Origin of the sequence: Deinococcus frigens DSM 12807 (genome assembly GCF_000701425.1) — a bacterium.
Classification (GTDB): domain Bacteria; phylum Deinococcota; class Deinococci; order Deinococcales; family Deinococcaceae; genus Deinococcus; species Deinococcus frigens.
Window position 1 is genome coordinate 20572 of sequence record NZ_JNIW01000020.1, and the last position, 26391, is coordinate 46962.

The following is a 26391-nucleotide window of genomic DNA, read 5'->3' on the forward strand; positions in this document are numbered from 1 at the left end:
CGCACAGGCTCTATGAAGGGAAGCACAAGTGAGTGTGGTTTGCCGCCACCACAGTCTGAACCCGTCAGTGGGCTTAGACTCGGGAATCCAGGTTCAGCCTGGCCCACATTTGACCTGTTTTAGACTCGTCGTAGTGGATCATTGCACCCTTCAACTGGCGCTGCTTAACTGGCGTTGCCTGTTGACTGACCGGGTCAGGAGCCACCATGACTAATCTCAATAACCTCCAGCAGCGCTTCGAGGAGCAGGAATACGAACTGCGTGTTCACCAGGCCGAGCTGCAACAGCAAAACGAGGAACTGCGCCAGATCAACTTGGAACTGGAGGAGGCGCGCAACCGCTACGCCGACCTGTTCGAGTTCGCGCCGGTGGGCTACGTGGTGTGTGACCAGGACGGCCTGATCCAGCAGATCAACCAGACCGGGTGTCTGCACCTGGGGGCCGACTGTGCCGACCTGGTGGGGAGGCAGTTCTCGCTCTTTGTCGGCAAAGGCCAGCGCGTCGCCTTTTCAGAGCTGTTGCACGCCGCTCTTCTGCCCGTGGGTAACTCTGCAAGCCAACGAATGGAAGTGAAGATGCTTTACCCGGATGGCCGCCACTGGGACGCGCTGCTGGAGTGTACGGGACTGGCCGGTTCGGGCCTCGCCGGGCAGCCGGCTTCCCTGGCCCGACTGACGCTGACCGACATCACGGAACTGAAGACCGCGCAACGCGAGGCCGAGCAGCGCACCCGCCAGGCCCAGCAGGCGAGCCAGGAACTGCAAACCTTCCTGCATTCCATGACGCACGACCTGAGCGCGCCCATGCGGCAGGTAGGCGGCTTTGCCGAGCTGCTGGGCCAGACCCTCCAGACACCGGACGGCAGAAGCGCCCGGCTCCTCAAGGATCTGCTGCGGGCGGCCTCGGACATGAACGCGCTGATGGACTCGCTGACCCGCTTTTTCCAGAGCGGGCAGCCGCTCAGTCGTCAGGCCGTGGACCTGAACCGGCTGATCGATCAGTGCGCCGTCAACCTGGGGCCAGAGCGGCGCGGGCGGCAGGTGCAGATCACCCATGACCCGCTGCCCACCCTTCAGGCCGACCCGCTGAGCCTGCAACTCATCTTCGGCAACCTGCTCTCGAACGCGGTCAAATTCACCCGCCCCTGCCCCGTGGCCCGGATTCATGTGGGCGTGCAGGAGCAGGGAGACGGCTTCCTGTTCAGCGTCCGCGACAACGGCGTGGGCTTTGACCCCGGCCAGAGCGGGCGGCTCTTTGACGTGTTTCAGCGGCTGCACAGTGACCGCGATTTCGAGGGCCAGGGGCTGGGGCTGGCGCTGGCCCGGCGGATCGTCGAGCGCTCGCAGGGCCGCATCTGGGCCGAGAGTGTGCCGGGCCAGGGTTCGGTGTTCTGGGTTCAGTTGCCCCGCGATCTGGGGGACGCGCAGGTTTACCCCGGAGTCAACGGGTAAGCGCCCAGGGCCAACTTACGTCGCCTCAAAATGTCGATCCGTCTGTCAAATGACAAGCAACGAACCGAATTCTTCTGTTTCAGACTGCCTGCCAAAGCTCTTTTCGCCTTCTACGTCCTTCGGCAACTTTACATTTGAAAAGCCGGAGGCCCGACGTAAGTTGGCCCTGGGTAAGCGCCGGAGCCGCCCGCATCTGCGCCTAGCAGCCCTGTACTGTTCAGGCCCCGCGCTGTCCTGGGCCTGTGTTGTCCTGGGTATAGCTTCAGGAAGAACGCACGGGAACTCCCACGGCTAAGCGCACACTGTCGCCATGCTTCCTTTCCGAGTGGTGGTTATCGGCGCCTCTGCGGGTGGCCTGACGCCACTGATAGAGCTGGCGGCGGGGCTGCCTGAGGGCTTCCCGGCGGCTGTCTGCATCGTGACGCACATCCCGGCCTACGCGCCCAGCGCCCTCGCAGAGATTCTGGGCCGGGCCGGGCCACTTCCGGCGTCGCAGCCCGCCAGCGGCGAAGCCGTCCTGCCGGGCCAGATCTACTGCGCGTCCCCGGATCATCATCTGCTCATCGAGGACGGCCAGTTCTGCGTGACCAAGGGTCCCAAGGAAAACCGCGTCCGGCCCGCCGTCGACACCCTGTTTCGCTCGGCGGCGTACAGCGAGGGGGCCAATGTGATCGGCGTAATCCTGTCCGGCCTGCTGGACGACGGCACCTCGGGCCTCTGGACGATCAAGCACTTCGGCGGCGTGGCCGTGGTGCAGGATGTGCAGGACGCTGAGTATGACTCGATGCCGCAGAGTGCGCTGGGTCAGGTGAAGGTTGACCACAGCGTGCGGGCCGCCGACCTGGCCGCACTGCTGGTGCGGCTGTGCGCTGAGCCTGTGGAAACGCTCCCGGAGGTGAACGTAAGTGAAGACGACCGCAGGCGGGTGGGCATCGAGGTCAGCATCGCCAGCAGCGGCCACGCCTTTCGCAAGGGCGTGATGGCCTTCGGCAAGGTCACCCCGCAGACCTGCCCGGACTGCGGCGGCGTGCTGGTGGAGATCAAAGAGGGGGGCTTCACGCGCTACCGCTGCCATACTGGGCACGCCTATACCGGCGACACCCTGCTGGTGAGCGTCACGGAGGCCATCGAGGACAAGCTGTGGCAGACGATGCGGGCGCTGGAGGAAGCCAGCATGCTGCTGGAACACACCGGCAAGGACTTCGCGGCGGCTGGGAATGCCCGGCTGGCCGAGGAATACACCCGCAAGGCCAGGGAAATGGAGGCCCGCACGAAGCTGATCTTCCAGGACATCGTGGAAAATAAAAGCCTCAGCGTCCAGAAGCTTGAACACGAAGCCAGCAAGGCGTAGTGAAGCGGAGCGGTGCTGTGGACCGCACTTGAAGGTTTGTCCCAGGCGGCACAGCCATTCATTCCTGCCCTTCACTCCAGTCGGTGATTCGTCCGCAAGTACGCCTCGGCCTCTTCAGGGGGCAGCGCGGCCGCAAACAGCCAGCCCTGTGCAACCTTAAGCCCGAGTTCCAGCAGGCCCCGCTGGTGCTCCTGCGTTTCGACGCCTTCAGCCACTACCGTCAGCCCCAGCGCCTCGCCCATCAGCACGATGGCCCGGATCAGGCTGGCGTTTTCACCAAGCGCCATGACGAAGGAACGGTCGATCTTGAGCATCCTGACCGGAAAGCGGTGCAGGGCGCTGAGCGATGAAAACCCCATGCCAAAGTCGTCCAGCACCAGTTCCACCTGGGCCAGTCGCAGGGCCTCCAGGGTCCCGGGATCGCCCTCCTCGCGGGAAGTCAGCACCCGTTCGGTGATCTCGACCAGCACCCGCCACGGGGCGGGACTGGCGTGTATCAGGAGCTGATCCGTGACCTGGCGGATCTGCTCCAGATTCTGGGCCGCCACGTTGACGTTCATCCAGAGTGGGTGGGCCCTGGCCCTGTCCAGCCGCCAGCGCGCGGTCTGGCGCTGGGCCTCCATCAACACCCAGCGGTCGATCTCTCCGACCAGTTCCAGTGCCTCGGCCAGCGGGATGAACACGCCGGGCAGCAGTAGGCCCCGCTGCGGGTGCTGCCAGCGCACCAGGGCTTCCAAGCCCAGCACCTGGCCGCTTTCCAGCGCCACGATCGGCTGATAGTGAACCACCAGCTCGTGACGCTCCAGGGCGTGGCGGAGCTGTGCTTCGAGTTCAAGCTGTCCCCTGGCTTCATCGCGCATGGAGGGCACAAACACCTTCGACCCGGCGTTCCCACCACGCTTGGCCTGATACAGCGCCACGTCCACATCTCTGACCACTTCCTCAGCCGTGTGGTAGCCGTCCCCCACCAGCAGGATGCCGGTACTGACCGTCAGGTACAGTTCCTGGCCCTCCAGCACGAGGGGATGTTGCACCGCCGCGTCCAGGCGGGCGATGACGCCGGAGATAATGTCTGGATCCGTGACGCTGTGAAGGAGGATGGCGAACTCGTCCCCGCCCAGCCTGGACAGGTCATCCTCGGGCCGGGTGACCTCACGCAGGCGCCTGGAAAGTTCGACCAGCACGTGATCCCCAGCCGGATGGCCCAGGCTGTCATTGATGACCTTGAAGCGGTCGATATCGAAGAACAACACCGCGAAGTCCTGCCCATGCTGGTGCAGGCCGTCCAGCGCCCCCCGGAGTGCGTCCGCGAAGGCGGCCCGGTTGGGCAGGCCGGTCAGGAAATCGTGCCGGGCCTGGTGGTGCAACTGGGCGTTGAGGTCGAGCAGCGCCCGGGTGTCCTGGCTCACCCGATGTTCAAGTGTGGCATTCAGGTGTTCGAGGTGGGCGCGGGCCTGCGATAGCGGCGTGATGTCCATCAGTGTGATCAGGACGCTGGGCGGCTCCTGCGCTGGGCTGGGCAGGGTCAGGCCCTGAAGCTGCACCTCCAGGCGTTCGCCGTCTCGCTGCTCCAGCGTGAAGAGGTGCGTCCGCGTGGACTGAGTCTGCGTCAGGGTGGCCAGAACACTTGCGAACTCGGCGCGTTGCTCAGGCACGAGAAACAGCCTGAAAGGGCGCAGGAGCAGCTGGTCCCGCTGGAAGCCGAGCAGCCGCGTTCCGGCGAGATTGACGTCCAGGATGTCCCCAGCGGCGTTCAGCGTGAAGTAGGCCGAGGGGGCGTGTTGGTACAGGGTGTGATAGTGCCGGCGCTCAAATTCGAGGTCAGCCACGCTGTGCTGAAGCTCCTCGTTCTGCAGCTCGATCTCGACATGCTGGACACGCAATTCATGGATGAGCGCCGCAGCCTCCCAGCCCTCCCAGGTCTCCAGCGGTGCCAGCCGGGCCAGGCGCCGCCGGGCCTCTGTCCGCAGCGCACCCTGTTCCGGAGTCAGCTTTTCCGGGGTCACTGTGCCCCAGAGAATCGCCACGCTTCAGGCCACCACGGTGAGGGCAGGGCGGGGCCGCTCAGGGGGCCGCTATGGGCGTGGATTGAGGGGGGCACGCTCCATATCATGCCAGAATCCTGAGCAAGATGAGTATGGGCTGGGCCAAGGCGATGCACCCGAATGGGGCACTCAGGCGGCGGCGCCCGGCCAGACATCTGATGGAACACGGCTGGAAAGGTGCCCTGCACCACGCCCCTGGGATCGACGGCAGGATGGGGGCAACGATCCGTACGCGCTGGAAGTGGAACTTCGGGGCGATCTGAGCCGACTGCGGGAGACGGCCCTTAGGCGGCATGCCAGATGCAGATGCGAGGCCGAGGGGCCAGAGCAGCGGCCCTCTGCGGTGCCCCGACGATGCACACGGACTGCGTCTGTCCCAACAGTTCGGACATGAGGTCTACCTGACCCAGCTCCTGTGGCAGAGATTGGGAGTGGTCCAGCTCCGCAACACAGGAGGGAGCGGGCCTGGCGTTCCAGAGCGAATTACCAGCAGGGCGAAAAGATCAAAACCCCCTCCGTATGGAGAGGGTCCGGTGAAGGGCTGCTCCGCTCAGTTGCCCGCTGGCGTCAGCGTCACCACGTCGGGAAAGGACTCCACGTTCAGGCGAGCGATCTGGGCGTCCAGGTACTTCTGGGCAGCCTCGCTCGACAGTTGCTGGCGGATCAGCGGGGCGGCCTCGGCCAGCGGGGTCACGCCCGCGTCGGTGCGCTTGGTGACCACCAGGACGTGATAGCCAAACTGCGACTGCACGGTCTGGACCTGGCCCACCGGCCCGGTGAAGCTGGCCTTGTCGAAACTTTCCACCATCTGCCCTGGCCCGAAGCAGCCCAGGTCGCCGCCCTGCGGGGCGCTGCCGGGGTCCTGGCTCTTCTCGGCGGCGATCTTGGCAAAGTCTGCGCCGCCCGCCAGATCGGCCACGATTGCTCTGGCCCCGGCCTCGCTGGGGACCAGGATGTGCTTGACGCAGGCCTCGGCCTCGCGGGTCAGCTTGTCGCGGTTCAGGCTGTAATACCCGGCCACCACAGCGTCCCCGAATTTAAAGCGCTCCTGTAGGCTTTCCAGGTAAGCGTTTACCAGCGCCTGGCGTCCCAGCTCGGCGCGCAGGTCCTCGGGATCGCTGTAGCCGGTGGCCGCCAGCGCCCCGGCAAAGGCTTCATCGGTCTCGAAGTTGGCGCGGGCGTCCTCGTACTGCTGATCCACGGCGGCCTGATCTGCCTTGGCGCGCGACTGGGCCAGTTGCGTCACCGCGCGGTCCCGCAGAAACTGCTTGAGGTAATCCGGGCGGGCCGAGGCGAACTCGGACAGGTAGGAATCCTCGAAGGGAATGCCCTGGGCATTGACGATACGGGCGGCGGCGATGCGGAACGCCTTGTCGAAGTCCGCCAGGGTATAGGTCTGCCCCCCCAGCGTGCCCACCACGGCGGCCGGATCGCCGGTGCTTTCGGGTATCTGTGGCGCGGCAGGCGCGGTCTCGGGGGCAGTGGGCGCTGGAGTGGTGGGCGTGGGGGCCGGGGCGGGCGCAGGCGGGGTGGTCTGGGCCAGGGCGACGCCGCCGAGCAGCGCCAGGGTCAGCAGGATTTTCTTCACGCCCGGCAGTTTAGCCTGCGGTTGGGGGTAAATATTGTGGGGGAACATCGGTCTGATAGCCCCAGGATCAACCCGCCGAAGTGCGTGTGCTGGAAGGACGCCTTGGATGGTCCGCAGGCGTCAGAAGACCCCGCGCCGTCCCAACCCTTACACTGGCCCCTGCTACAATCCGCCCCGTGCGCCTGAAGCTTCTGGAAACCACCGATCCGCGCGTCTATGACGACGCTGTGCGCAGTCTGCCGATCACCAGCGCCCTGCAAGGCTGGGGCTACGGCGAGGCGCGGCGGGTGCTGGGCCAGACGCCCATGCGCTTCCTGATCGCGGGCGAGGCGGGGCGCACGGTGGGCGCGTTGCAACTGCTGCGTAAGCGGCTGGTGCCCGGTTTCAGCACGCTGTACGCGCCGCGCGGCCCGGCACTGCAAAGTCTGGACCTGCTGCCCGCCGTGGCCGAGGCCGTGAAAGCGGTGGCCAAGCCCAGCGACGCCATCCTCAAGATCGAGCCGCCGGTGCCGCTGCCCGCCGATGAGGGCAGCGAGATTCCGGAGGGCTATGGCCCCTTCCGCCGCGCCGAGTCCGAGCAGCCCGAACACACCATTCTGGCGGATCTGGGCCGCACAGAGGACGAGCTGTTCGCCGGACTGCACAGCATGGCCCGCCGCAATGTCCGCACCGCACAGAAACTGGGCGTGGTGGCGGGCCGCGACGACGACTTTGACGCCTTCTGGGAGATTTTTACCGCCACCAACGAGCGCGCCAAGCTGGGCGCGTATCCCCGCGCGTACTACGAAACCCTGCTGCGCGAGGGCAATGCCCACGGCGGCGAGGCGTACATCGTGCTGTCGCGCCACGGGGGTAAGGCGCTGGCCGGGGGCTTGTTCCTGGGCATGGGCGGCGGCACCTCCTACCTGTTCGGCGGCAGCGTGCGCGATGACCGCGTGGACGAATCGGGCAAGCCCCTGAAAGACAGCAAGGCCCCCGACGCTTTCTACTGGAACGCCATGTTGGACGCCAAAGCGCGCGGCTACACCCTGTTCGACTTCTGGGGCATCCCGCGCGTACTCGACGAGGAGAAGCACTCGTTCGGCGTCTTCAAGATGAAGCTGAAATTCAGTGAGCAGCGGGCGTGGTATCCGGCCTATGATCTGCCGCTGAACGCCGCCGCCCCGGCCATCGTGAGGGCGCTGCGCTGGCGCAAGACCCAGAACAACAAACGCAAGCGCGGGAGTGCGGAGGACGTGCTTTAGGGCATTGGTCCGAATGACAGCATCAGAAAAACTCCCAAATGCCCGGTCAAATTCACTCACTGTCCTGGGCAGGACAGACGGTCGTCACGATCAGACGCCCATGTGAACGCTCGCCTGCCCACTCGGTCAGAAGTTCACAGCTCTTTTGACAAAGGCTTCAGGGAACCCCTCATACGGACTCCGATTGGAAAGTGTTGGCAACACCTGGAAATCCGAGCGGGCGTCCAAGCGTCCTCGTGGGCGCTGCTCTGGACAAGACGGCGAGCAGGAGAAAAACGGGTTCCGGACGTGAAGTGGATGAATCGGCGCTGTCCCGATTCATGCACGAAACAAACGGAATCCGTATCAGTTCATCAGCTTCATGTCGCGGGGGACCGCGCCCATCAGCACGTCCAGACGGTCCAGCAGGCCGGGGGCGCGCAGGGCGTCCTCGCGCTGCTGGCCGCTGAGACCGGGGAGCAGGTTGGCCGCGAAACTGGCCAGCAGCATAGGATCTTCGGGGGCATTGGCGCGGATCAGTTCCGCCTCGGCGGGGCGCAGGCGCAGCAGATCGCTCAGCAGCTTGCGGGCGCTGGCCTGCACCACCTCCTGCTCGCCGGGCGGGGCGTCCTCCAGCGGCCACAGGTCCACATCCGCGCTCAGGTAGGGACAGCTGAAGTCGAAGTCCTGCACCGTGAACCGTTCGCCGCCCACCACGACGATGGTGCTGGTGCCGTCCTCGTGGGTCTCGGCCTGTCGCAGGTGCGCCAGCGTGCCCACCTTCGAGACCCGCTCGTGAAAGGGCATCGCCACGTCCTCCGAGGTCTCCACGATCTGTACGATCCCAAAGGGTTCGCCGCTGGTCTGCGTGTCTGCGAGCAGCGCGCGGTAACGCTGTTCGAAAACGTAGAGGGGCAGCACCACGCCTGGAAACAGCACCAGATTGGGCAGCGGAAACAGGGGGACGGTCATCTGACCCTCATGGTGCGCCCGTTGGGACGGCGGGACTTGAGCAGAACCCACAATAAACACCCCATGTGAAGTTCAGACTTCACTTCGATGTGCCGTCACTGTCGGTCTTTTTTCTGCGCCGCACCCGTTTGGGGGAGGGCGGCGGGGGCGCGTTCCAGGCCTGCAACTGCTCTACCGTCGCTCCAAGTTCCAGCAGCGTGACGGTGTCCTGCGGCGTCAGTTGCGCGGCCAGGAGCAGATCGGGCCGCCGCGCCAGCGTTCGCCCCAGCGCCTGTTCCCGCCGCCACGCGGCCACCGCGCCGTGGTTGCCGCCGCGCAGCACCTCCGGCACGGGGTGGCCACGCCATTCGGGCGGGCGGGTGTATTCGGGGTAATCCAGCAGGCCGCTGCTGAAGCTGTCGGCGCGGTGCGAATCGGGGTCACCGATCACGCCGGGCAGCAGCCGCGCCACCGCCTCCAGCACGCAGGCCGCCGCCGCCTCGCCGCCCATCATCACGAAGTCGCCGATGCTCAGCTCGCGTGTGACCAGCCCCTCGGTGCGGGCATCGAAACCCTCATAGCGCCCGCACAGCAAGGCCAGATGCTCCTTTTGCGCCAGGTCCTCGGCCACCGCTTGCGTGAACGGCTGGCCCGCCGGGGTCAGCAGGATCACCTCATCGGCGGGCGACAGGCTGGCCAGTGCCCGCTCGGCCACGTCCACCCGGATCACCATGCCCGCGCCGCCGCCGTAGGGCGTGTCGTCCACCTTGAAATACCGGTTGTCCGAGAAGTCGCGGAGCTGTACCAGCTTCACGTCCAGCAGCCCGCGCTCCCTGGCCTTGCCGATGATGGCCTCGCCCGCAAAGGGGGCCAGCAGTTCGGGGAACAGGGTCAGGAAGGAAAAGGTCAGCATGCTATAAGGCTCAAGCGTCCTCCGGCTCCGGCCCGTCCGCCTCGCCCAGCAGTCCCTGGGGGGCGTCGGCAGTCAATGACAGCGATCTGGGACGCAACTTGGCCGTCAGGTTGACCGTGACATACGGGGCTTGCAATGGAATCAGCGCCTCTCCACCCTGGTGCGTGACCACCAGTAAATCCTGACGCCCAACGTCCATCACGTCCTTGACCGTTCCCAGTTCCACGCCCTCCGCGTCGCTGAGGGCCAGGCCGCGCAACTCGTGGAAGTAGTACACGCCCTCTTCGGGGGTGGGCAGTTCGTCGTCGGCGGCGTACACGTTCAGGCCGCGCAGCGTCTCGGCCCCCTCGCGCGAGGACAGGCCCGCCAGGTGCAGGGCCACACCAGGGGCGAGCTGATCGGCGCGCGCGATCCGCAGCCAGCCACGCCCCTCGACGTACACGCGCCTGAGGGCCTTGAACTGCCCTGCGTCCCCCAGCACATAGACCTTGACGCCGCCCTGCACACCATGCGGCCCCAGGAAATAGCCCAGCCGGGTGGTCTCGGTCCCCGCTGGACTTGAATCTGGACTTGAATCGGTCACGCTCAACCCTTGCGCGGGGCGTCCAGATCGACGTTCACGCGCTCGCGGGGATCGCTGGCGGCGCGCACCAGCGTGCGAATGGCCTGGATCACGCGGCCCTGCCGTCCGATCAATCGGCCTTCCTCGCCGGGGGCCACGCGCACCATCACGGTAGGCCCCTTCTTGGACACGCGCACCAGCGACGGCTGATCCACCACGCTTTGCGCCAGGAACAGGGTCAGGTCAGTCGGATCGCTCTTCATGGCGCGCATTCTAAGGGGAGCGGGGTGACAGGGGGCTAACAGGTGAGAGGGAGAACGAAAAAAGGCCCCCGCAGGAGCCTCGTTTCACGGTCTGTTCGTTCAGGAGAACTTGACGCCCTGGGACTTCAGGAGGCGGCGGGCGGTGTCGGTGGGCTGCGCGCCGACGCCGATCCAGTACTGGGCACGCTCGGCGTTGACCTTCAGAAAGTTCTCGGAGGTCTTGCGGGGATCGTAGTGACCCAGGTTCTCGATGTACCCGCCGTCGCGGGCAACACGGCTGTCGGTCACGACGATGCGGTAGTGGGGGTTGTGGGTGGAACCAAAGCGGGACAGGCGAATCTTGACCATGATGGAAAACCTCTGATATACTCGGTGATTTTGAAGGTGTTGCACCCGCAAGGATGGCGGGGATCATACGGGCCGACAGCAGCCAACCGGGCCGCGCACCGAAGCAGAGTATCAGAGCCGGGGACGCTGAGGCAAGTCGCGCAGCTTTGCCATCTCCGTACGTCTCCTACCGCTTGACAACCCGCTCGCCGTGGCCCGATGGTGCATCCATGAGCGACACCCCGCACCGATACGCCGAGCTGCTGACTTTGCTGGCCTCCCAGGTGAGGGCCGAGGGGGAATTGCCGGTCTACCTTCAGCTTCGGCAGGCGCTGACGCGGGCCATTCAAGACGGAGTTTTACAACCTGGCACGTCCCTGCCCGCCGTGCGCGCGCTGGCCTCGGCGCTGGGACTGGCCCCCAACACGGTTGCCAAGACCTACGCCCTGCTGCAAGACGACGGCCTGACCGAGAACCGCGCCGGAGCCGGAACGCGGGTGCGCGCCGACAGCGCGGCGGGGCAGCAGAGTGGACTCCTCGACTTGCGGCGGCGGGTGCAGGAGCTGAGGACCGCCGGGATCAGCGCCGATGAGGTGCGGGCCGTTGTCGCTGAGGTACTGGCCAAATGAACCGCTGGCGAATTAACCATCTATAAGTGTACGTAGGACACAATCATTCGGCGGAGTAGGATGGGTCCATGACACAGCCCACCACGCAGGCCACGGACAGCAGCCTCGAGCAGCTCAGCATCGATACCATCCGCACGCTGTCCATCGACGGCGTGCAGGCCGCCAACAGCGGGCATCCCGGCGCGCCGCTGGGCATGGCCCCGATGGGCTACGTAATCTGGCAGGACTTTTTGCGCCACAACCCGCAGAACCCGCACTGGCCGGGCCGGGACCGCTTCGTGCTGTCGGCGGGCCACGCCAGCATGCTGATCTACAGCCTGCTGCACCTGACCGGCCACGACATGCCCCTCCAGGACCTCAAGGATTTCCGGCAGTGGGACAGCAAGACGCCCGGTCACCCGGAGTTCTTCCACACGCCGGGGCTGGACGCTACCACCGGGCCGCTGGGCCAGGGCGCGGCGATGACGGTGGGCATGGCGATGGCCGAGCGCCACCTGGCCGCGCAGTACAACCGCGAAGGATTTTCCATCTTCGACAACTACACCTACTCGGTGATGGGCGACGGCGACTTGCAGGAGGGCGTCAACCACGAGTCCGCCGCGCTGGCCGGGCATCTCAAGCTGGGCAGGCTGATCTGGTTCCACGACGACAACCACGTTCAACTCGACACCGCCACCGACAAGGCCGAGTCCGAGGACACTGCCCAGCGCTACCGCGCCTACGGCTGGGAAGTGCTGAAGGTGGAGGACGGCAACAACCTGGAAGAAATCCGCGCCGCCATCATTAACGCCCGCAACAACACGGCGCAGCCCACCCTGATTCAGGTGCGGACCATCATCGGCTTCGGCAGCCCGCGCGCCGGCACCAGCAAGGCGCACGGCGAGGCCCTGGGAGCAGATGGTGTGGCGGCCACTAAAGCCGCGCTGGGCTGGGACTACCCGCCCTTCACCGTGCCGGATGGGGTGGCCGAGCATATGGATGCCAGAAAGCGCGGCGCACAGCGGGAGGGGGAGTGGCAGGAAATGATGGACAGCTACCGCGCCGCGCATCCTGACCTGGGGAAAGAGGTGGATGCGCTGCTGGCCCGCGAACTCCCGGCCAACCTGGAAGACAGCCTGCCCAGGTATGAAGTGGGCGGCAAGGCGATGGCGACGCGCAACGCCAGCGGCGAGGCGATCAACGCGCTGGCAGGGGTGGTGCCGGGCCTGATGGGCGGCAGCGCGGACCTGTCGGGCAGCACCAAGACCACCATCAAGGACGCCGAGGTGCTGAACCCGGACCACTACGCCGGGCGCAACGTCTACTTCGGCGTGCGCGAGTTCGGGATGGCCGCCGCCGCCAACGGCCTGAGCCTGTACGGCGGCGTGCGCCCGATGGTGGGGACCTTCCTGGTCTTTGCCGATTATCTCAAGCCCGCCTTCCGCCTCTCGGCCATTCAGATGCAGCCGGTGACCTACGTGCTGACCCACGACAGCATTGGTCTGGGTGAGGACGGCCCCACCCACCAGCCGGTGGACCAGCTCGCCATGCTGCGCGCCGTTCCCAGCGCCCACGTGATCCGCCCCGCCGACGCCAACGAAACGGCGACTGCCTGGCAGATGGCCCTGGAATACGAAAAGGGGCCGACGGCGCTGGCCCTGTCCCGCCAGGACCTGCGAATCCTGCCCCGCAACCCCGAGGGCGTCAAAAAGGGCGCATACGTGTTGCAAGACGCCGAGAATCCCGCCGTGATCCTGGTGGCCAGCGGCTCGGAGGTCGGGCTGGCGCTGGACGCCGCCGAGGCGCTGGGCAAGGAAGGCACCGCCGCCCGCGTCGTCTCGATGCCGTGCATGGAGGTCTTCCGCGAGCAGGATAAGGGCTACCGCGACAGCGTGCTGACCCCCGGCGTCAAACGCGTCGCCATCGAGGCACTCGCCAAGTCCCCGTGGTACGAGTGGGTGGGCCTGGACGGCGCGGTGATCGGCATGGATACCTTCGGGGCCAGCGCCCCCGCCGAAATCCTGTTCGAGAAGTTCGGCTTCAGCGTGGAAAATGTTGTGAAGGTGGTCAAAGAAATCCTCTGATTTTTGTTCTTGAATGAAGAATCCCCCGGCGAGTGCTGGGGGATTTGCCTTTGGGCTGGGTTGGGGACGCAAATGGGGCGCACGAGAGCTTCAGATCAAGGGAGGAAGATCAATTCGATGATCTCTACCAGGAGCTTGACAACGAGCAGGACAGCCGAAACCGCCCCAGCCCACATCGTCACCACTTTCGGGGTCAACTTTTTGGGCTGACGTTGCCGGGTTGTGGTAAGCTTTCTGTGTCGCGTAGAGAATCACCCCCTTTTGGTCGCCCCAGTGTTTACCGCACTGGGGTTTCCTCTTAGATGAAGTTGAACTCTCTACTCCCCACTTGTCATGCAACCCGCCCGCAGGCTTGGGCAGTCTACCCGCTCAGCGTCCCCGCCGACGCATCACGCCGCGTTCCAGCCCGGTAATCACCCCGTAGATCAGCACGCCGAACAGGATCAGCAGGGCAATCGCGGCGAACTGCGCGGCCTTGTTCTGGTACGTTCCGGCCACCTGCACGGCCAGGCCCAGCCCCTTCTGGTTGGCGTCCACGAATTCCCAGACCACCGCGCCGATTAAAGCCAGGCTGGCCGCCAGTCGCAACCCACCCAGCATCACGGGCAATGCGCCAGGCAGTTCCAGCCGCGTTAGCCTTTGCAAGGGCGTGGCACGCAGACTTCCGAACAATTCGTAAAAGGTGCGGTCCACCTCGCGCACGCCGACCAGGGTGGCGATCATGATCGGGTACAGGGCGCTCAGGGCCGACACCACCACGGCTGGGACGAAGCCGAAGCCCAGCCACGACACCAGCAGCGGCGCGAGAATCACGATGGGCGTGCTCTGCGAGGCGATGATGAACGGGCTGAAGAAGCGTTCCAGCGGGCGCAGCTTTGCCAGCGGGTAGCCGATCAGCACGCCCACCGCGCTGCCGATCAATGTTCCCAGCAGCGCCGTGCGGGCCGTGACCCAAAAAGCGGCGGCCAGCGCAGGAAAAGTACCCGTCAACTCGCGCCACACGGCGGCGGGCGTGGGCAGCAGGAACGGCTGATTCAACCGTGTGGCCGCCAGTTGCCAGCCCAGCAGTCCCACAGCGATGGCGGCCAGCGGCAGCAGCCCCGACAGGCTGAGGCGTTCGCGGACAGGCGTTCGCAACCGGGTGCTGTCGCCGGTCCCCAGCACACCGCGCAGGTGCGCTTCCAGGCCGTCGGTGTAGGCGCTGACCCGGCCCTCGCCGCGCGTGTCCAGAATCTCCACAATTTTCCCGTCGCGCAGCACCGCCACCCGGTCCGCCAGCCACACCGCCTCGCGGATGGAGTGCGTGACCAGAACGGTGGTGCGTCCAGTTTTCTCGTGCAGGTGGCGCAGTTCGGCGTTGAAGCGTTCGCGCACCAGGGCGTCCAGGGCGGCGAACGGCTCGTCCAGCAGCAGCACGTCGCCGCTCTGGGCCAGCGCGCGGGCCAGCGCCACCCGCGCCCGCATCCCGCCGGACAGGTGCGCCGGAAAGTAACCCGCGTAGGCGTCCATGCCCACCAGATGCAGGGCTTCTTCCGGGGGGAGGCCGCCCCCCGCGCCCAGATCGGCAGGCAGGGCCACGTTCCGCAGCGCCGTGCGCCACGGCAGCAGGCGGTAATCCTGAAAGACCAGTGCCGGGGCCGACTCCACCCGTACCGTACCAGAGAGCGGTTTCAGCAGCCCGGCGATCACCCGCAAGATGGTGCTCTTGCCGCCGCCGCTGGGGCCGATCAGCGCCAGAAACTCGCCCCGGCGCACGTCCAGATTCACGCCGTTCAGGATCAGCTCGCTGCCCAGCCGCACGCTCACGTCTTCCAGCACAATCGGCGCGTCGGCAGGCGGCGCGGGCGGAAGTTCGGCGGCGGGGGCGCTCATGCTTCTAGGGCCTCCTGAAGAGGAACCGTCTTTTTCGGGCGGCCCAGCGTATTGACCAGCACCACCCCGGCAACCGCCACCGCCCCGCCCAGTAGCGTGACGGGCTTGGGCAGTTCTCCCAGCCACACCAGCGCGATCAGGATAGCCAGCACCGGGCTGATGTACAGAAACGACGTGGTGGTGCTGGCCCCCACCCGCGACAGCGCAAACGTCCAGGTCAGGTACGCCAGCGCAGAGGGAAACAGTCCCAGGTAAATCAGCGCCAGATGCGCGGGCAGCGGCGCGGCGCGCAGTTCGCCCACGAAGCCGGGCAGGAAAACCAGCATGGGCAGCATGCCCAGCAGCAGGGACCAGACCGTGAAATGCAGCGGATTCATGCGCCTCAGCAGCGGTTTCTGGAATACAAAATAGATGCTGGTAAACAGCGCCGCGCCCAGGATCAGCAGCGCCCCCTGCGTGAAGCTCACCCCCTGCCCGCTGCCCAGCACGATCAGGGTGACGCCCCCCAGGCTGATCAGCGTGCCCAGCCAGCCCAGGGCGTTCAAGCGCTCACCTCCAAACCGCGTGGCCAGCAGCGCCGTGATCACCGGCCCCGCCGCGATGATCAGGCTGGCGGTCCCGGCGGGCACGCTGACCTCGCCGTAATTGAGCAGAACGTGGTACAGCGTGATGCCCATGAAGCTGAGGCCGAAGATGCGTGCCAGGTCGCCCGTGCTAGGCAGCGGAATGCGCGTGACCAGCGCGTAGATGCCCAGCGCCGCCGCCGCCACCATAAAGCGGTACAACGTCAGGTGGCCCGGCGAGAAGACCTCCAGCCCGGCCCGGATGCCCGCAAAGGCAGAGGCCCAGAATACGATGGTCACCAGAATGGCTGTCAGAGACACGGCGTCCAGACCTTCGGGGCGGGCGGGCGGGGCAGCGCTCATACGCCTGCCAGGGTAGAGCATGCGGCGGAGGGCAAGAGGTGTCTGCGCCTCTCTTTTCCGCCGCCGCGTCTTCACTCCGTCTCCACCCTACTGCCGCCCAGATCAACCCCAGATCAAGGAGGGCACACCCCACCCCCGGCCCGGTGCGGGAAGATGCCGTCACCACAGTTTCAGATCAGCTCACCTTTGAATCAACACCTTCAGGAGGGATACAGCTATGGGAGAGGGAAAACCCACCACGTCCAGCACCCAGGAGACCGCCAGCACGCCCATCGACATGGACACGCACCAGGGCGGCGCAGCCAGCACCTACGGGGCCAACACCAATCTGGACCCACACTTGCAGGGCGGTCCGGCCACCGCCGCAGATCAGGCCGCCACAGCCGAGATCGAGAAGCAGCACGAGCAGCAGGGCACGCCCGCACCCGAACCTGAATCATGAATCTGGAGAGATGAAGTGGGGCCAGTCCCGCGCATATTCTGGATTGGTTTACCTTTCACCGCTCCCCCACGCCCAGCCCTTAGACTGCCGGTTAACGGAGGATCAACCATGACAAAAACAGAAGAAGGCGGAATGGATCAGACCCGCATGATCAGTGGGGCAGCGGGCGGCGCTCTGCTGCTGATGGGCCTGCGCAAGCGCGGCGTGCTGGGCCTGGGAGTGGCGGCAGTGGGCGGGTATCTGGCCTACCGCGCAGCTACTGGCAACGACCCGGTGATGGCGGCAGTGGGCGGCGGCGCAACCACTTCCAAGCCCATCTTCGTGGAACACAGCGTGGTCATCGACAGGCCCACCCAGGCCGTCTACGACTACTGGCGCAAGCTGGAAAACCTGCCCCAGATCATGAGCCACCTGGAAAGCGTGACCGAGCTGGACGACAAGCGCAGCCGCTGGGTCGCCAAGGCCCCACTGGGGACGCACGTCGAGTGGGAAGCCGAGATCGTCAACGACAAGCCCGGCCAGCGCATCGGCTGGCACTCCCTGCCGGGGGCAACTGTGGACAACGCAGGCAGCGTGCAATTCGAGGAACTGCCCAACGGCGGAACCCGCGTGCATGTGGCCCTCAGCTACCGCCCCCCGGCGGGACCGCTGGGCGCTGCGGTGGCCAAGCTGTTCGGCGAGGAACCCAGCCAGCAGATCGCCGAGGACTTGCAGAAGTTCAAGGCCGCCTTCGAGGGCAGCGACAAGAACTGAGCGGGACGTAGGAAAGAGAGGCCAGGGCATGGATGCTCTGGCCTCTTCTCTGTTTAGTCGCCCCGATGCTGGTAGAGAGAAAAAGACGTCCGCTTCCTACGCGCTCAGGCCCTTGCTGCCGTGCAGGGTGCGTTCCATCGCGTCGGTGACCTCAGCCTCAAAGCGGCGCAGGTGTTCACGCAGGCGGTCCAGTTCGGCCACGCCCAGATCAGGCAGCCACAGCACGCTGCGGCCCAGCACGGCGAAGGCCAGCGGGGCGTCCTCGTCTGGCTCCTCGTCCTCGTCGGGTTCCACCGGGTCCAGATTCAGGATGCCGTAATCCAGGCCCTGATTGAGCAGATTCATGCCCATCAGGATCTCGGGCAGGCTGTCCTCTTCCACGTACAGGTCCAGATCCAGGTGAAATCTCACGATCACGCCGCCCTGGTGGTCCGCGTCGGCGAACAGGGCCACGCGGGACTCTCCGTGCTGGATCATTGCGCCGTCTTCCACGGATTCGACGGTCAAACCGCTGGCTTGCAGCGCAGACACGATCCGCTGCAATTCGGACTGGGGGGCCGTCATGCCGGGGAGTATAGAGCCGGGGAGCGGGGAACAACCGGAAGCCTGCGCCCTATGCCCCTGGCATTCATCGCCTCACGCCTCACGGGAAAAGACCAATTGCATCCGGGGCGCTCCGGGCGAGGCGGGCCGTGCCTGATCGAAGCCGGTGCAGGCCAGCAGCGGCGCGAAGCCCCTGGCCCCGGCCAGGGCATTCAACTCTTCAGGCGAGTAGAGCCGCCAGTCGAAGACGTCACTGGCCCCCTCGCCGTAGTCCAGTTCCACATGCAGCCGCCGCCCGTCCATACGCCTGTGTTCAGTGATCTGAACGCCGCCCCGCTCGAACGTCCTGCGGCCCTGGTGGCGCTCAAACGCCTCGCGGTGATACACGTCGAGAATCAGACGCCCGCCGGGCCGCAATTTCGCATGAATCTCGCGCAGGACAGCGGCGTTCGTGGCGTCATCGAAATACCCAAAGCTCTGCCACAGGATCACCACGGCATCGAAAACGCCCGGCACGCCCCCCAGATCGCGCAGGTCGCCCAGCAGAAAACGGCAGCCCGCCCCGGCCTGTGCGCGGGCCTCCTGCACAGCAGTGGCGTCGCGGTCCAGGCCGACAACCTGATAGCCCCGTCCGGCCAGTCTGTGCGCGTGTCGCCCCGTGCCGCAGCACAGGTCCAGCACGCGGGAATACTCGGGACGGGGCAATTGCCGCGCCAGAAAATCAGTCTTGCGCTCCGTTTGAACCGGATCGAGGGTGGTCATGAACAACTCGAATTAGGTGGGCGTGTAGGTATTCACCGCTCATCACCGTTCACGCGTGGTAAATCCACACCCCGTCCTCCTCCTGCCAGGTGCGGTAGAGCTGGCCCAGCAGGCGCAGGTGTTCGGCGTGGGCCAGCGTCTCGGCCAGGGCGAAGCGGCGTCCGCTGACGTTCAGTTCGCGGTTGAACATCGCCAGCGACAGGTCATAGGCGCTGCGGGGCTGCTGGTCCGCCTCGGCCTTGATGAAATCCAGCCGCTCGTGGTGGTGGCTCCGGAGTTCGCGGGCGCGGGCCTGCACCCCCGTCATGACCGGGCCGTGGTGGCCCACGACGGCCTGATCCGGGTTCAGCGCCTCCAGCTTGCCCAGCGTTTGCAGGTAGTCGCCCAGCGGATCGGGGCGGGTGTAGGCGTAGAGGCCCACGTTGGGGCTGATGCGCGGCAGGATGGCGTCCCCGGCAATTAAAATGCTGTCCCCGGCGCTCCACAGCCCCAGGTGGCCGTCGGCGTGGCCGGGCAGCCACAGCACCTCCCAGTCGCGCCCGGCCAGCGCGACATTCTGGCCCTCGCGCAGCGGCGTGACGTGCTGGGCCGGATGCACCCGGTCCCGGCCCCGGCGGTTGTCCGCCCCCATCCCCTCCAGGGACTCGGGGGGCAACCCGTGATCGCGCATGTGCTTGAGGTGGCCGGGCAGCCACTCCTCCCACAGGTGCCAGTAGCGTTCGCCGCGCCCGATTTCCACGTCCAGCATCTGAATCTGCGCGCCGCTGCGCTCCTCCACGACGCCCGCCAAACCGTAATGGTCCGGGTGGTGGTGGGTGATGATGGCCCGCTCGACATCTTTCCAGTCCAGCCCCAGCTCATTCAGACCCGTTTCAATGGCCGCCTGCGCTTCGGGCGTGTCCAGCGCAGTGTCGATCAGGGTGATGGGGCCGTCTTCCGGCTTATCGATCAGCACGGTCACGGTTTTCATGGGGTAGGGAATCGGCACTTGCAGCGCGTGCAATGTGCCCACGATGGGGGTCAGCACCGGAGAATCGGAGGCGGTCATGCCCGGCAGGCTAGCACCCGTTTCAAGCGCTCGGCGGGACGGCGGGACGCTAGGCTGTAAAGGATGAGATTAGGCCAGTTCGTGACGGAAGGCGGCGGCGCGCAGGTGCGCGCATGGGGCGAGACAGACGTGCTGGTGGTCAGCGCACCGCTGCCGGGGGTGCTGCGGGTGAGGCTGGCCCCGCAGGCACGGGCCAGCGGTCTGGGCTTCCCGCGCCTGACCGAGAAACGCAGCTTCGCCCTGCGTCCCGATCTGCCCGAAGCCGAACGCCTGAGCGTGCAGGAGGATGGCGACACGCTGCGCGTGAGCGGCGGCGGATTGACCCTGCATCTGAACCGCAGGGACGGCGCGTGGCAGGTCACGGAGGGCGAGGACGGCAGGCCGCAGCGCGAACTGGCCAACGTGCTGGCCTGGAGCGGCGACGCCCCCACCGCCCGCCCCGCGATGGAAAGCGAGCGCTTCAACCTGCGCCGCAGCCGCCTGAGCCTAGACGCCCTCGCAGGCGCGGCCTACCTGGGCTTCGGTGAGCGCGTGGGACCGCTGGACAAGCGCGGCATGCACCTCACATTCTGGAACACCGACTGCTATCCGCACCACACCGATACCGATCCACTGTACATCAGCGTGCCGTTTACCACGGTGGTGCAGGGCGGGCTGGCTCACGGCCTTTTCGTGGACGAGACGTGGCGCATGACGGCGGACGTGGCCCGCACCAACCCGCAAGAGCTGGCCTTCGCCTCGGCGGGACCGGAATTGGACGTGTACGTGCTGGCCGGACCGCGCCCGGCGGACGTGCTGCGCCGCTACGCAGACCTGACCGGCCACGCCCCAATGCCCCCGCTGTGGGCGCTGGGAGCCGCCCAGAGCCGCTGGGGCTACCGCACGGCGGACGATCTGCGGGCCGTGATCCGTGGCTACCGCGAACGAGATCTGCCGCTGGACAGCGTATATATCGACATCGAATACATGGACGCCTTCAAGGTCTGGACGGTCAACCGTTCGGGCTTCCCGGACCTCAAGGCGTTTGTGCAGGAGGCCGCGAAGGAGGGCGTCAAGCTGGTGCCGATCATCGATCCTGGCATCAAGCTGGAGGCGGGCTACGACGTGTACGAGGAAGCCCTGAAGAACGACTACCTGATCCGCACCGCGCGCGGCGATGTGCTGGTGGGCGAGGTCTGGCCCGATCCCGCCGTGTTCCCCGACTTTACCCGCCCGGAAGTGGTGGCGTGGTGGGCCGCCCGGCACAAGCTGTTCACCGACGCCGGAATCCAGGGCCAGTGGAACGACATGAACGAACCCGCCTGCTTCTCGCTGGCCCTGACCGACAAAGGTGGGGCCAGGGAGACAGAGGGGAAGACACTGCCCTACGACGCCCTGCACGGTGCCCACAGTCATCTGGAAATGCACAACGTCTACGCCAACCCCATGAGCCAGGCCAGCCGCGCCGGGTACGCCAAGTACAGCCCGCAGATTCGTCCGTGGATCATCTCGCGGGCCGGGTACGCGGGGATTCAGCGCCACGCCACCGTCTGGACCGGGGACAACGCCGCCACCTGGTCCCATCTGGCCCTCAGCCTGCCGATGATCGGGGGGCTGGGCCTGAGCGGGATACCGTTTGCGGCGGCGGACGTTGGGGGTTTTGGCGGCGACACCACCGGGGAACTGCTGGCGCGCTGGTATCAGGCGGCGGTGGGCTACGCCTTCCTGCGCAACCACTCGGCGCAGGGCACGGCAGACCAGGAACTGTGGCGCTTCGGAGAGCCGTACACAGGGGTCATCCACGCCGCGCTGGAGCTGCGTTACCGCCTGCTGCCGCACCTGTACACGCTGGTGGAACAGGCCACCCGCAGCGGGCTGCCGGTCCTGCGTCCGCTGGCGCTGCACCACGCAGGGGACGAGGACGCCCTGCGCGCGGACAGCCAGTATCTGCTGGGGCAGGGCCTAATGGTGGCTCCAGTGGTGGCGGCGGGCCACAGAGGGCGGCAGGTCTACCTTCCGGCGGGGCGCTGGGCCGCCGTGTTCAACCTGGCGGAATTCGGGGCCATTCACGACGGTCCCGCCTATGTCACCGCAGACGCGCCGCTGTACACGCTGCCGCTGTACCTGAAGGCGGGCGAGGCGCTGCCGCTGACCGAACCCGCCGCGCATACCACGCAGGCCCGCTGGCCGCGCGTGACCTGGCTGGCGCACCTGGGCGAGACCGGCTTCGTGGGCCACCTGTACGAGGACGCCGGGGACGGTCCCGCCGAGGGCCGATTCACGCGCCTGGTTGGGGACCGCGAGGGCGGTACGCTGAGCATCCGCCGCGAGACCGAGGGCGACTCAGCCCTGCCCGAACAGCGCGAGGTCCTGCACATCATCGGGCTGGAACCGGTCCGCGAGGTCCAGGGGGCCACCTCCTTTTCCTACGAGGACGGCGTGCTGCGCCTGACCCTGCCCGCCCGCTGGGAAGAGATCACCGTGACCTGGGTGGAGTGAAGCGGTCTAGCGGTCTAACCACCAAACAATGTCGGCTGGGACGGGTCCGGCAGTGAGACAGTTGTACTCTGTGGCTTTCCGATCTTTTTCCGATCATGGTCTGATCACGGTGCATATCCGACACTGTTCTCAAGCGTGATTCCAGACCACTTCCGGGGGGGAGCCAGGGAATGGAATCGCGCCCCCACAGCCCGAGAAGAACAAAAGGAGGAGAACGATGATGGACACCACGCAGGAGAACACCCGCAATCACGCCGGGATGATCCACTCCGGTCATGACATCAGACAACTGGGCCGCGATATCGAATCGCTGCACGCGATGCAACGCGAACTGGCGAATTCGGACCGACTGGAAAAGCTGCTGAAGATCATTCCACGGAACGGCTGGACCACGCCCGCCGAATTTTTTCTGGTGAGCGCCCAGATCAGGCACATGGCCGATGTGGTGCAGGGGCTGGAAAAGGCGCAGGCCGGACTGCTCAGGGGCGCGGATATGGTGGGGCGGCGCTAATTTTCAAACCTCCATTTCACTCAGGGGAGGTCCGGGCGTGTTGCCTCGGCCTCCCCCTCAAATGTGTGGAGTCAGATTGGAAACTGATACAGCGTCACGCCAAAGCCCTTCACGGTGCGCTGCCCGGCGCTCTGGAAGCCAAAGTCCTCGTAGATGGCGCGCACCTTGGGCCGGGCCGTGGCGGTGTCCAGCCTGAGCCAGGGCCTGCCGCGCTGCGCCGCCTCCCGCGCAGCTTCATGCAGCAGCAGGGCCGACAATCCCTGACCCCTCGCGTCCGGGTGAACAGCCAGTTTGTGCAGGTACAGCGCCTCGCCCGCAGAATCCTCCGGCCAGAACAGCGGATCGGTGTCCAGCAGGCACATGCACGCCACGGCCACATCGCCGCGCCAGGCCACGCGCCAGCCGCCTTGAGGGTAATGGCGCGCGAGGCGTTCGGGGGTCAGGCTGCTTTCAGGCCAGAGCGGCTCACCACGAGATTTGAGGTACAGGGCGGCGGCGATCAGCACTGCGGAGGCGGAGCTGTCGTTGCCGGAAGTGAGGATCAGCTCGCTCAACGCCGTCCGCGCACCTGATGATACGAATAGCATTCATCGATCTCGTTCCTGAAAAATGATCCCTGGGACGAGGCCGCCAGAAACCTCGCGTAGACCTCTGGCGGCACGTCGTCATAGTCGTAGCGCTTGCCGCTGTTGAAGAGAATGGTCAGGGTTTTGCTGGCTGGATCGTAGCCAATGTGGCTCATCATGCTGGAATCCACCGGATGCAGGGTCACGCCGCTCATGGACGCAGTTTAGTCGTCCTGAGTCGGGGCGGGTTCAATCCCCGTCGCCCAGACCTCCTGGCCCCGCAGTTCTAAGCGCACACGCGGCAGCGGGCCATTGGCCTTGCCGAACACCGCATCTCCGGCCTGCAAGGTGTCAAAGACGCTGTAATGGCAGCGGCAGCCCAGTTGCGGGTGCTGCGCGTCCGGCGGCGGGCGGTAATTGAAGGCGAAGGCCAAGACCTCCGGATCGCGCACCAGATTGACCGTGCAGCCCAGATGCGTGCAGACGCGCGAGTACGCCACCAGATGCCCGCCAGCCCGCAGTTCCAGTCCGCCTGCCACCGCCTGCGGCACCCGCAACAGCACGCAGGGACGGCCCGCGTAGGTGAAGTTCACATCGGCCCACTCGGCTTGCAGCCCGGCAAGGGGCGCGATTCGCTGCGCCGCCGCCGCCTGAAAGTCCGGCGCACCGGCCCTCTGCTTGCCCAGCGTGACGCGCGTGGCGTACCAGCCCATGTAGCCGAAGGCCCCCGCCGTGGCCGCCACAGGCAGCAGCCACCATTTTTCGAGGAGGGCGCGGCGGGTGGTCATGCCGGGGTGTGGGGGCGGTCAGGGCAACTTGCCTGCTCTGAGGTTTGCCCGGTGGCCCACCCTCCCAGCCTTCCCCGCAGGGGAGGAGGAACCAAAAGCCTCAGCCCCCTGGACCTTTCAGCCCCTGAACTCTTCTCGTTCCAGGCACCCTGCATCACCCCTCCTGCTGCCATTGTTCCATCAGGTCCAGCAGCAGCTTCAGCTCAGCGTCGGTCAGGTTGGGGTACGCGGGCATGGCCCCCTTGCCGTTCACGGTGATGCTCCGCAGGGCCGCGCGGCTCAGGATGGACTCGCGCAAGCTGGGGCCGATGCCGCCGCCGCCCGCCGCACCGTGGCACGAGGCGCAACTCGCGGCGTACAGCTTCAGCGCCGGGTCACTCTGGTTCAGGCGGGCGCGCAAAGACGTGATCACGTCGTCGGCGTCGCGTCCGGCGGGGTCCAGGGTGCGGTAACGCTCCAGCGCCGCCAGCGCCTCCTGATCCTGTCCGAAGCGGGACAGCGCAAAGCCCAGCAGCAACTGAGATTCAGGCTCCTCTGGCGCAAGTTGCGCGGCGGTGCGGATCAGCAGACCTGCGCGCTCGGCGTCCTCAGCGCTGATGGCCTGCCCGATCTGTTCACCGCGCGTCAGGAGCAAAATGCCCAGTCGGCGCAGGGCCTCGGGCTGGCGCGGATCGGTTTTCAGCGCGTTGCCGTAGGCGCTGACCGCCTGATCGTAGTTGGCCGAATCAAAGGCCGCGCGGCCCCAGGCCAGGTAATCGGCATTCTTCTCGCTGCGCTGCGCCGTCTGCTTCAGACCGGGAAGTTTGAGAACGGCCTGCACCTTGCTCGCCTCCCCCACGTCCAGCGAGGCCAGTTGCCAGCGCGGAATAAAGGTCAGCGCGCCCGCCACCGTGAGCAGCGCGGCTGCGCCCACGCCGGTCAGCGCCAGCGTGCGTGAACGACTGGGATTTTTGGCTGTGGAAGCAGGAGGTAGACCATCCAAGGCCCGTAACGTCAGCGCGGCGCGGCGTTCCAGACCGGGGCGGCGGCTCTCGTCTTCCAGCGTATTCAGCTCGGCGTACAGGCGGTTCCGCTCGGCGGTCAACCTCGCACGTTCGGGAGCGTCCGGGTCCTCGGGGGCGGCGCGGCGCAGGGGTTCAAGGACCAGCCACAGCGCCGCCGCACCGATCAGCACCAGCAGCAAAAGGCTGAAAATCACGTCCCACCTCCGCCCGTGTCGCGGCGCACCTGATCCAGATACGAGTCGTAGGGTTCGGCATCCTGGGCCGCGTCCGGGGCTGGGGCTGGCCCCCGGCGGCGCAGAAACGCCCACAGCGCCGCGCCGCCGCCGCCCAGCGCCAGCAGCGGCGCGCCCCACAGCAGCAGGTTACGCCCGGTCTTGGGCGGGTCCAGCAGCACGAAATTGCCGTAGCGCTGCGAGAAAAAGGTGTAGATCTCCGAGTCGCTGCGCCCGTCCGCGATCTGTTCGCGCACCGAGGAGCGCATCTTGACGCTGATGTCGCTGCGCGAGTCCGCGATGGATTCGCCGGTGTCGCACAGCGGGCAGCGCAGGTTTCTCTGAATGGCGACGGCGCGCCCCTCCTGTGCGGGGGGCAGGGTCAGGGGCAGTGTGGCGGGAGCGGTGGCGTGTGCGAGAGACAGGCAGAAGACAGAAGTCAGAAGACAGGAGGCAAGGTGCTTTCTGCGCTTAGACGGTTTGACCGTGAGCCGGTTAGAGTTCGCCTCCACAGCCGACAACCGACAACCCACACCCCCCCTCATAGCCCCTTCACACCGATTTTTTTTAGGCCCACGTTCAACCGTTCGCGGGTCAGGCCGCCCCGGTCCATGTGCTGCACGATGCCCGCCCTGTCGATAAAGACGGTCTCGGGAATGCCAGACACGCCGTAATCGACGCCGGTGTTGATGCCGGGGTCCCGCAGGTTAGGGTAGGCCAGCGCGTACTCCTTGATAAAATCGCGGGCATTCTGCTCCTTGGTTTCCTGAAACAGAATGCCCAGGATGGCCGCGCCGTTCGCCGTCTGCTGTGCGCCCAGCTCGCGGAATAGGGGGGCCTCCTCACGGCAGGGACCGCACCACGACGCCCAGAAATTCAGGACGACGGGGCGGCCTTTCAGGCTTGCCAGGCTGACCGGTACCTCGTCCAGACTGGTCAGGGTAAAAGCGGGCGCGGGCTTGCCGATCAGCGGGCCGCCCGTGGTGACATTCTTTGCCGGATTGAGCAGCGTGTAGCCCAGCACGCCCACCAGCGCCGCCGCAATCAGTGGAGGCAGGGCGCGTCGCCAGGTGGGAACGGACTTGGGTTGGGCGGTCTGGGTGGAAGGTGTATCAGTCAT

General features: G+C 66.3%; 27 protein-coding genes. 9 read left to right on the forward strand and 18 right to left on the reverse strand.

Annotation, left to right across the window (positions count from 1 at the left end):
* Positions 1-206: 206 nt before the first annotated feature.
* Both Q322_RS21720 and Q322_RS0109490 read left to right on the forward strand, forming a co-directional pair.
* A complete protein-coding gene (locus Q322_RS21720; RefSeq protein WP_029477670.1) occupies positions 207-1451 on the forward strand; it encodes a sensor histidine kinase in 1245 nt (414 codons plus the stop codon).
* Between the two features lie 310 nt (positions 1452-1761).
* Positions 1762-2802, forward strand: coding sequence for a chemotaxis protein CheB (locus Q322_RS0109490; protein WP_029477671.1), 1041 nt, complete (start codon positions 1762-1764; stop codon positions 2800-2802).
* A gap of 71 nt (positions 2803-2873) precedes the next feature.
* Here the strand turns inward: Q322_RS0109490 and Q322_RS0109495 are convergent, their stop codons facing one another.
* On the reverse strand, positions 2874-4829 hold the full coding sequence (locus tag Q322_RS0109495) for a putative bifunctional diguanylate cyclase/phosphodiesterase (RefSeq protein WP_051668403.1): 1956 nt from the start codon (positions 4827-4829) through the stop codon (positions 2874-2876).
* A 568-nt stretch (positions 4830-5397) separates the two neighbouring features.
* Positions 5398-6435 carry a peptidylprolyl isomerase gene (locus Q322_RS0109505; RefSeq protein WP_034418188.1) on the reverse strand — a complete coding sequence of 346 codons (1038 nt, stop codon included), beginning with the start codon at positions 6433-6435 and terminating at the stop codon, positions 5398-5400.
* Positions 6436-6611: 176 nt separating this feature from the next.
* Here Q322_RS0109505 and Q322_RS0109510 point away from each other — a divergent pair, with 176 nt between their 5' ends.
* Positions 6612-7679, forward strand: coding sequence for a lipid II:glycine glycyltransferase FemX (locus Q322_RS0109510; protein WP_029477675.1), 1068 nt, complete (start codon positions 6612-6614; stop codon positions 7677-7679).
* Positions 7680-8024: 345 nt separating this feature from the next.
* Here the strand turns inward: Q322_RS0109510 and Q322_RS0109515 are convergent, their stop codons facing one another.
* From Q322_RS0109515 to rpsP, 5 genes are all read right to left on the reverse strand, one after another.
* The gene (locus Q322_RS0109515; protein ID WP_029477676.1) at positions 8025-8630 is read right to left on the reverse strand and encodes an LON peptidase substrate-binding domain-containing protein; all 606 of its coding nucleotides are present in this window, start codon (positions 8628-8630) and stop codon (positions 8025-8027) included.
* Positions 8631-8709: 79 nt separating this feature from the next.
* On the reverse strand, positions 8710-9522 hold the full coding sequence (gene trmD / locus Q322_RS0109520; protein ID WP_029477677.1) for a tRNA (guanosine(37)-N1)-methyltransferase TrmD: 813 nt from the start codon (positions 9520-9522) through the stop codon (positions 8710-8712).
* Between the two features lie 10 nt (positions 9523-9532).
* A complete protein-coding gene (gene rimM, locus Q322_RS0109525; protein ID WP_051668404.1) occupies positions 9533-10105 on the reverse strand; it encodes a ribosome maturation factor RimM in 573 nt (190 codons plus the stop codon).
* Positions 10106-10107: 2 nt separating this feature from the next.
* Positions 10108-10347 carry a KH domain-containing protein gene (locus Q322_RS0109530; protein WP_029477680.1) on the reverse strand — a complete coding sequence of 80 codons (240 nt, stop codon included), beginning with the start codon at positions 10345-10347 and terminating at the stop codon, positions 10108-10110.
* A 99-nt stretch (positions 10348-10446) separates the two neighbouring features.
* Positions 10447-10695 carry a 30S ribosomal protein S16 gene (gene rpsP, locus Q322_RS0109535; protein ID WP_029477681.1) on the reverse strand — a complete coding sequence of 83 codons (249 nt, stop codon included), beginning with the start codon at positions 10693-10695 and terminating at the stop codon, positions 10447-10449.
* A gap of 209 nt (positions 10696-10904) precedes the next feature.
* Here rpsP and Q322_RS20840 point away from each other — a divergent pair, with 209 nt between their 5' ends.
* Both Q322_RS20840 and tkt read left to right on the forward strand, forming a co-directional pair.
* Positions 10905-11303: a GntR family transcriptional regulator gene (locus tag Q322_RS20840; RefSeq protein ID WP_051668405.1), complete on the forward strand. Its 399-nt coding sequence runs from the start codon at positions 10905-10907 to the stop codon at positions 11301-11303.
* Between the two features lie 68 nt (positions 11304-11371).
* Positions 11372-13366 carry a transketolase gene (tkt, locus tag Q322_RS0109545; protein WP_029477683.1) on the forward strand — a complete coding sequence of 665 codons (1995 nt, stop codon included), beginning with the start codon at positions 11372-11374 and terminating at the stop codon, positions 13364-13366.
* Positions 13367-13735: 369 nt separating this feature from the next.
* On the opposite strand, the gene Q322_RS0109555 is transcribed toward tkt, so the two are convergent.
* On the reverse strand, positions 13736-15238 hold the full coding sequence (locus tag Q322_RS0109555) for an ABC transporter permease subunit (RefSeq protein ID WP_029477684.1): 1503 nt from the start codon (positions 15236-15238) through the stop codon (positions 13736-13738).
* A complete protein-coding gene (locus Q322_RS0109560; protein WP_029477685.1) occupies positions 15235-16164 on the reverse strand; it encodes a DMT family transporter in 930 nt (309 codons plus the stop codon). The genes Q322_RS0109555 and Q322_RS0109560 overlap by 4 nt, the downstream gene beginning before the upstream one ends.
* A 217-nt stretch (positions 16165-16381) precedes the next feature.
* Between Q322_RS0109560 and Q322_RS0109565 the strand changes: the two genes are divergently transcribed.
* Together Q322_RS0109565 and Q322_RS0109570 are read left to right on the forward strand one after the other, a co-directional pair.
* Complete coding sequence (locus Q322_RS0109565; RefSeq protein ID WP_029477686.1) at positions 16382-16606, forward strand: hypothetical protein; 225 nt, start codon at positions 16382-16384, stop codon at positions 16604-16606.
* A 108-nt stretch (positions 16607-16714) separates the two neighbouring features.
* A complete protein-coding gene (locus Q322_RS0109570) occupies positions 16715-17359 on the forward strand; it encodes an SRPBCC family protein (protein ID WP_029477687.1) in 645 nt (214 codons plus the stop codon).
* Between the two features lie 96 nt (positions 17360-17455).
* Here Q322_RS0109570 and Q322_RS0109575 read toward each other — a convergent pair whose 3' ends face one another.
* The 3 genes from Q322_RS0109575 to Q322_RS0109585 form a co-directional block, all read right to left on the reverse strand.
* The gene (locus tag Q322_RS0109575) at positions 17456-17923 is read right to left on the reverse strand and encodes a hypothetical protein (protein ID WP_029477688.1); all 468 of its coding nucleotides are present in this window, start codon (positions 17921-17923) and stop codon (positions 17456-17458) included.
* Between the two features lie 72 nt (positions 17924-17995).
* On the reverse strand, positions 17996-18664 hold the full coding sequence (locus Q322_RS21725) for a class I SAM-dependent methyltransferase (protein ID WP_156952980.1): 669 nt from the start codon (positions 18662-18664) through the stop codon (positions 17996-17998).
* 49 nt (positions 18665-18713) lie between these two features.
* Entirely contained in the window at positions 18714-19712 is a 999-nt protein-coding gene (locus Q322_RS0109585; protein WP_029477690.1) for an MBL fold metallo-hydrolase, read from the reverse strand.
* A gap of 63 nt (positions 19713-19775) precedes the next feature.
* On the opposite strand from Q322_RS0109585, the gene Q322_RS0109590 reads away from it, so the two are divergent.
* Together Q322_RS0109590 and Q322_RS0109595 are read left to right on the forward strand one after the other, a co-directional pair.
* Positions 19776-22190 carry a glycoside hydrolase family 31 protein gene (locus Q322_RS0109590; RefSeq protein WP_029477691.1) on the forward strand — a complete coding sequence of 805 codons (2415 nt, stop codon included), beginning with the start codon at positions 19776-19778 and terminating at the stop codon, positions 22188-22190.
* Positions 22191-22410: 220 nt separating this feature from the next.
* Complete coding sequence (locus tag Q322_RS0109595; RefSeq protein ID WP_162176604.1) at positions 22411-22701, forward strand: hypothetical protein; 291 nt, start codon at positions 22411-22413, stop codon at positions 22699-22701.
* A 71-nt stretch (positions 22702-22772) separates the two neighbouring features.
* Here Q322_RS0109595 and Q322_RS0109600 read toward each other — a convergent pair whose 3' ends face one another.
* From Q322_RS0109600 to Q322_RS0109625, 6 genes are all read right to left on the reverse strand, one after another.
* Positions 22773-23255, reverse strand: coding sequence for a GNAT family N-acetyltransferase (locus tag Q322_RS0109600; RefSeq protein WP_034418169.1), 483 nt, complete (start codon positions 23253-23255; stop codon positions 22773-22775).
* A complete protein-coding gene (locus tag Q322_RS0109605) occupies positions 23252-23482 on the reverse strand; it encodes a KTSC domain-containing protein (protein ID WP_029477694.1) in 231 nt (76 codons plus the stop codon). The genes Q322_RS0109600 and Q322_RS0109605 overlap by 4 nt, the downstream gene beginning before the upstream one ends.
* Positions 23483-23491: 9 nt before the next feature.
* Positions 23492-24055 (reverse strand): QcrA and Rieske domain-containing protein, encoded by a 564-nt coding sequence (locus Q322_RS0109610; protein ID WP_029477695.1) that lies wholly within the window; start codon positions 24053-24055, stop codon positions 23492-23494.
* Between the two features lie 154 nt (positions 24056-24209).
* Positions 24210-25253, reverse strand: coding sequence for a c-type cytochrome (locus Q322_RS0109615; RefSeq protein ID WP_029477696.1), 1044 nt, complete (start codon positions 25251-25253; stop codon positions 24210-24212).
* Positions 25250-25783, reverse strand: a complete 534-nt coding sequence (locus tag Q322_RS0109620) for a cytochrome c-type biogenesis protein (protein WP_245593203.1) — start codon at positions 25781-25783, stop codon at positions 25250-25252. The genes Q322_RS0109615 and Q322_RS0109620 overlap by 4 nt, the downstream gene beginning before the upstream one ends.
* 29 nt (positions 25784-25812) lie before the next feature.
* Complete coding sequence (locus Q322_RS0109625; protein WP_029477698.1) at positions 25813-26391, reverse strand: TlpA family protein disulfide reductase; 579 nt, start codon at positions 26389-26391, stop codon at positions 25813-25815.

Coding starts and splice junctions, on each gene's coding strand:
- Q322_RS21720 (WP_029477670.1), top strand. CDS start 207: ATGACTAATCTCAATAACCTCCAGCAGCGCTTCGAGGAGCAGGAATAC.
- Q322_RS0109490 (WP_029477671.1), top strand. CDS start 1,762: ATGCTTCCTTTCCGAGTGGTGGTTATCGGCGCCTCTGCGGGTGGCCTG.
- Q322_RS0109515 (WP_029477676.1), bottom strand. CDS start 8,630: ATGACCGTCCCCCTGTTTCCGCTGCCCAATCTGGTGCTGTTTCCAGGC.
- trmD (WP_029477677.1), bottom strand. CDS start 9,522: ATGCTGACCTTTTCCTTCCTGACCCTGTTCCCCGAACTGCTGGCCCCC.
- Q322_RS0109530 (WP_029477680.1), bottom strand. CDS start 10,347: ATGAAGAGCGATCCGACTGACCTGACCCTGTTCCTGGCGCAAAGCGTG.
- rpsP (WP_029477681.1), bottom strand. CDS start 10,695: ATGGTCAAGATTCGCCTGTCCCGCTTTGGTTCCACCCACAACCCCCAC.
- Q322_RS20840 (WP_051668405.1), top strand. CDS start 10,905: ATGAGCGACACCCCGCACCGATACGCCGAGCTGCTGACTTTGCTGGCC.
- tkt (WP_029477683.1), top strand. CDS start 11,372: ATGACACAGCCCACCACGCAGGCCACGGACAGCAGCCTCGAGCAGCTC.
- Q322_RS0109555 (WP_029477684.1), bottom strand. CDS start 15,238: ATGAGCGCCCCCGCCGCCGAACTTCCGCCCGCGCCGCCTGCCGACGCG.
- Q322_RS0109560 (WP_029477685.1), bottom strand. CDS start 16,164: ATGAGCGCTGCCCCGCCCGCCCGCCCCGAAGGTCTGGACGCCGTGTCT.
- Q322_RS0109565 (WP_029477686.1), top strand. CDS start 16,382: ATGGGAGAGGGAAAACCCACCACGTCCAGCACCCAGGAGACCGCCAGC.
- Q322_RS0109570 (WP_029477687.1), top strand. CDS start 16,715: ATGACAAAAACAGAAGAAGGCGGAATGGATCAGACCCGCATGATCAGT.
- Q322_RS0109575 (WP_029477688.1), bottom strand. CDS start 17,923: ATGACGGCCCCCCAGTCCGAATTGCAGCGGATCGTGTCTGCGCTGCAA.
- Q322_RS21725 (WP_156952980.1), bottom strand. CDS start 18,664: ATGACCACCCTCGATCCGGTTCAAACGGAGCGCAAGACTGATTTTCTG.
- Q322_RS0109585 (WP_029477690.1), bottom strand. CDS start 19,712: ATGACCGCCTCCGATTCTCCGGTGCTGACCCCCATCGTGGGCACATTG.
- Q322_RS0109590 (WP_029477691.1), top strand. CDS start 19,776: ATGAGATTAGGCCAGTTCGTGACGGAAGGCGGCGGCGCGCAGGTGCGC.
- Q322_RS0109595 (WP_162176604.1), top strand. CDS start 22,411: ATGGACACCACGCAGGAGAACACCCGCAATCACGCCGGGATGATCCAC.
- Q322_RS0109605 (WP_029477694.1), bottom strand. CDS start 23,482: ATGAGCGGCGTGACCCTGCATCCGGTGGATTCCAGCATGATGAGCCAC.
- Q322_RS0109610 (WP_029477695.1), bottom strand. CDS start 24,055: ATGACCACCCGCCGCGCCCTCCTCGAAAAATGGTGGCTGCTGCCTGTG.
- Q322_RS0109625 (WP_029477698.1), bottom strand. CDS start 26,391: ATGACTGATACACCTTCCACCCAGACCGCCCAACCCAAGTCCGTTCCC.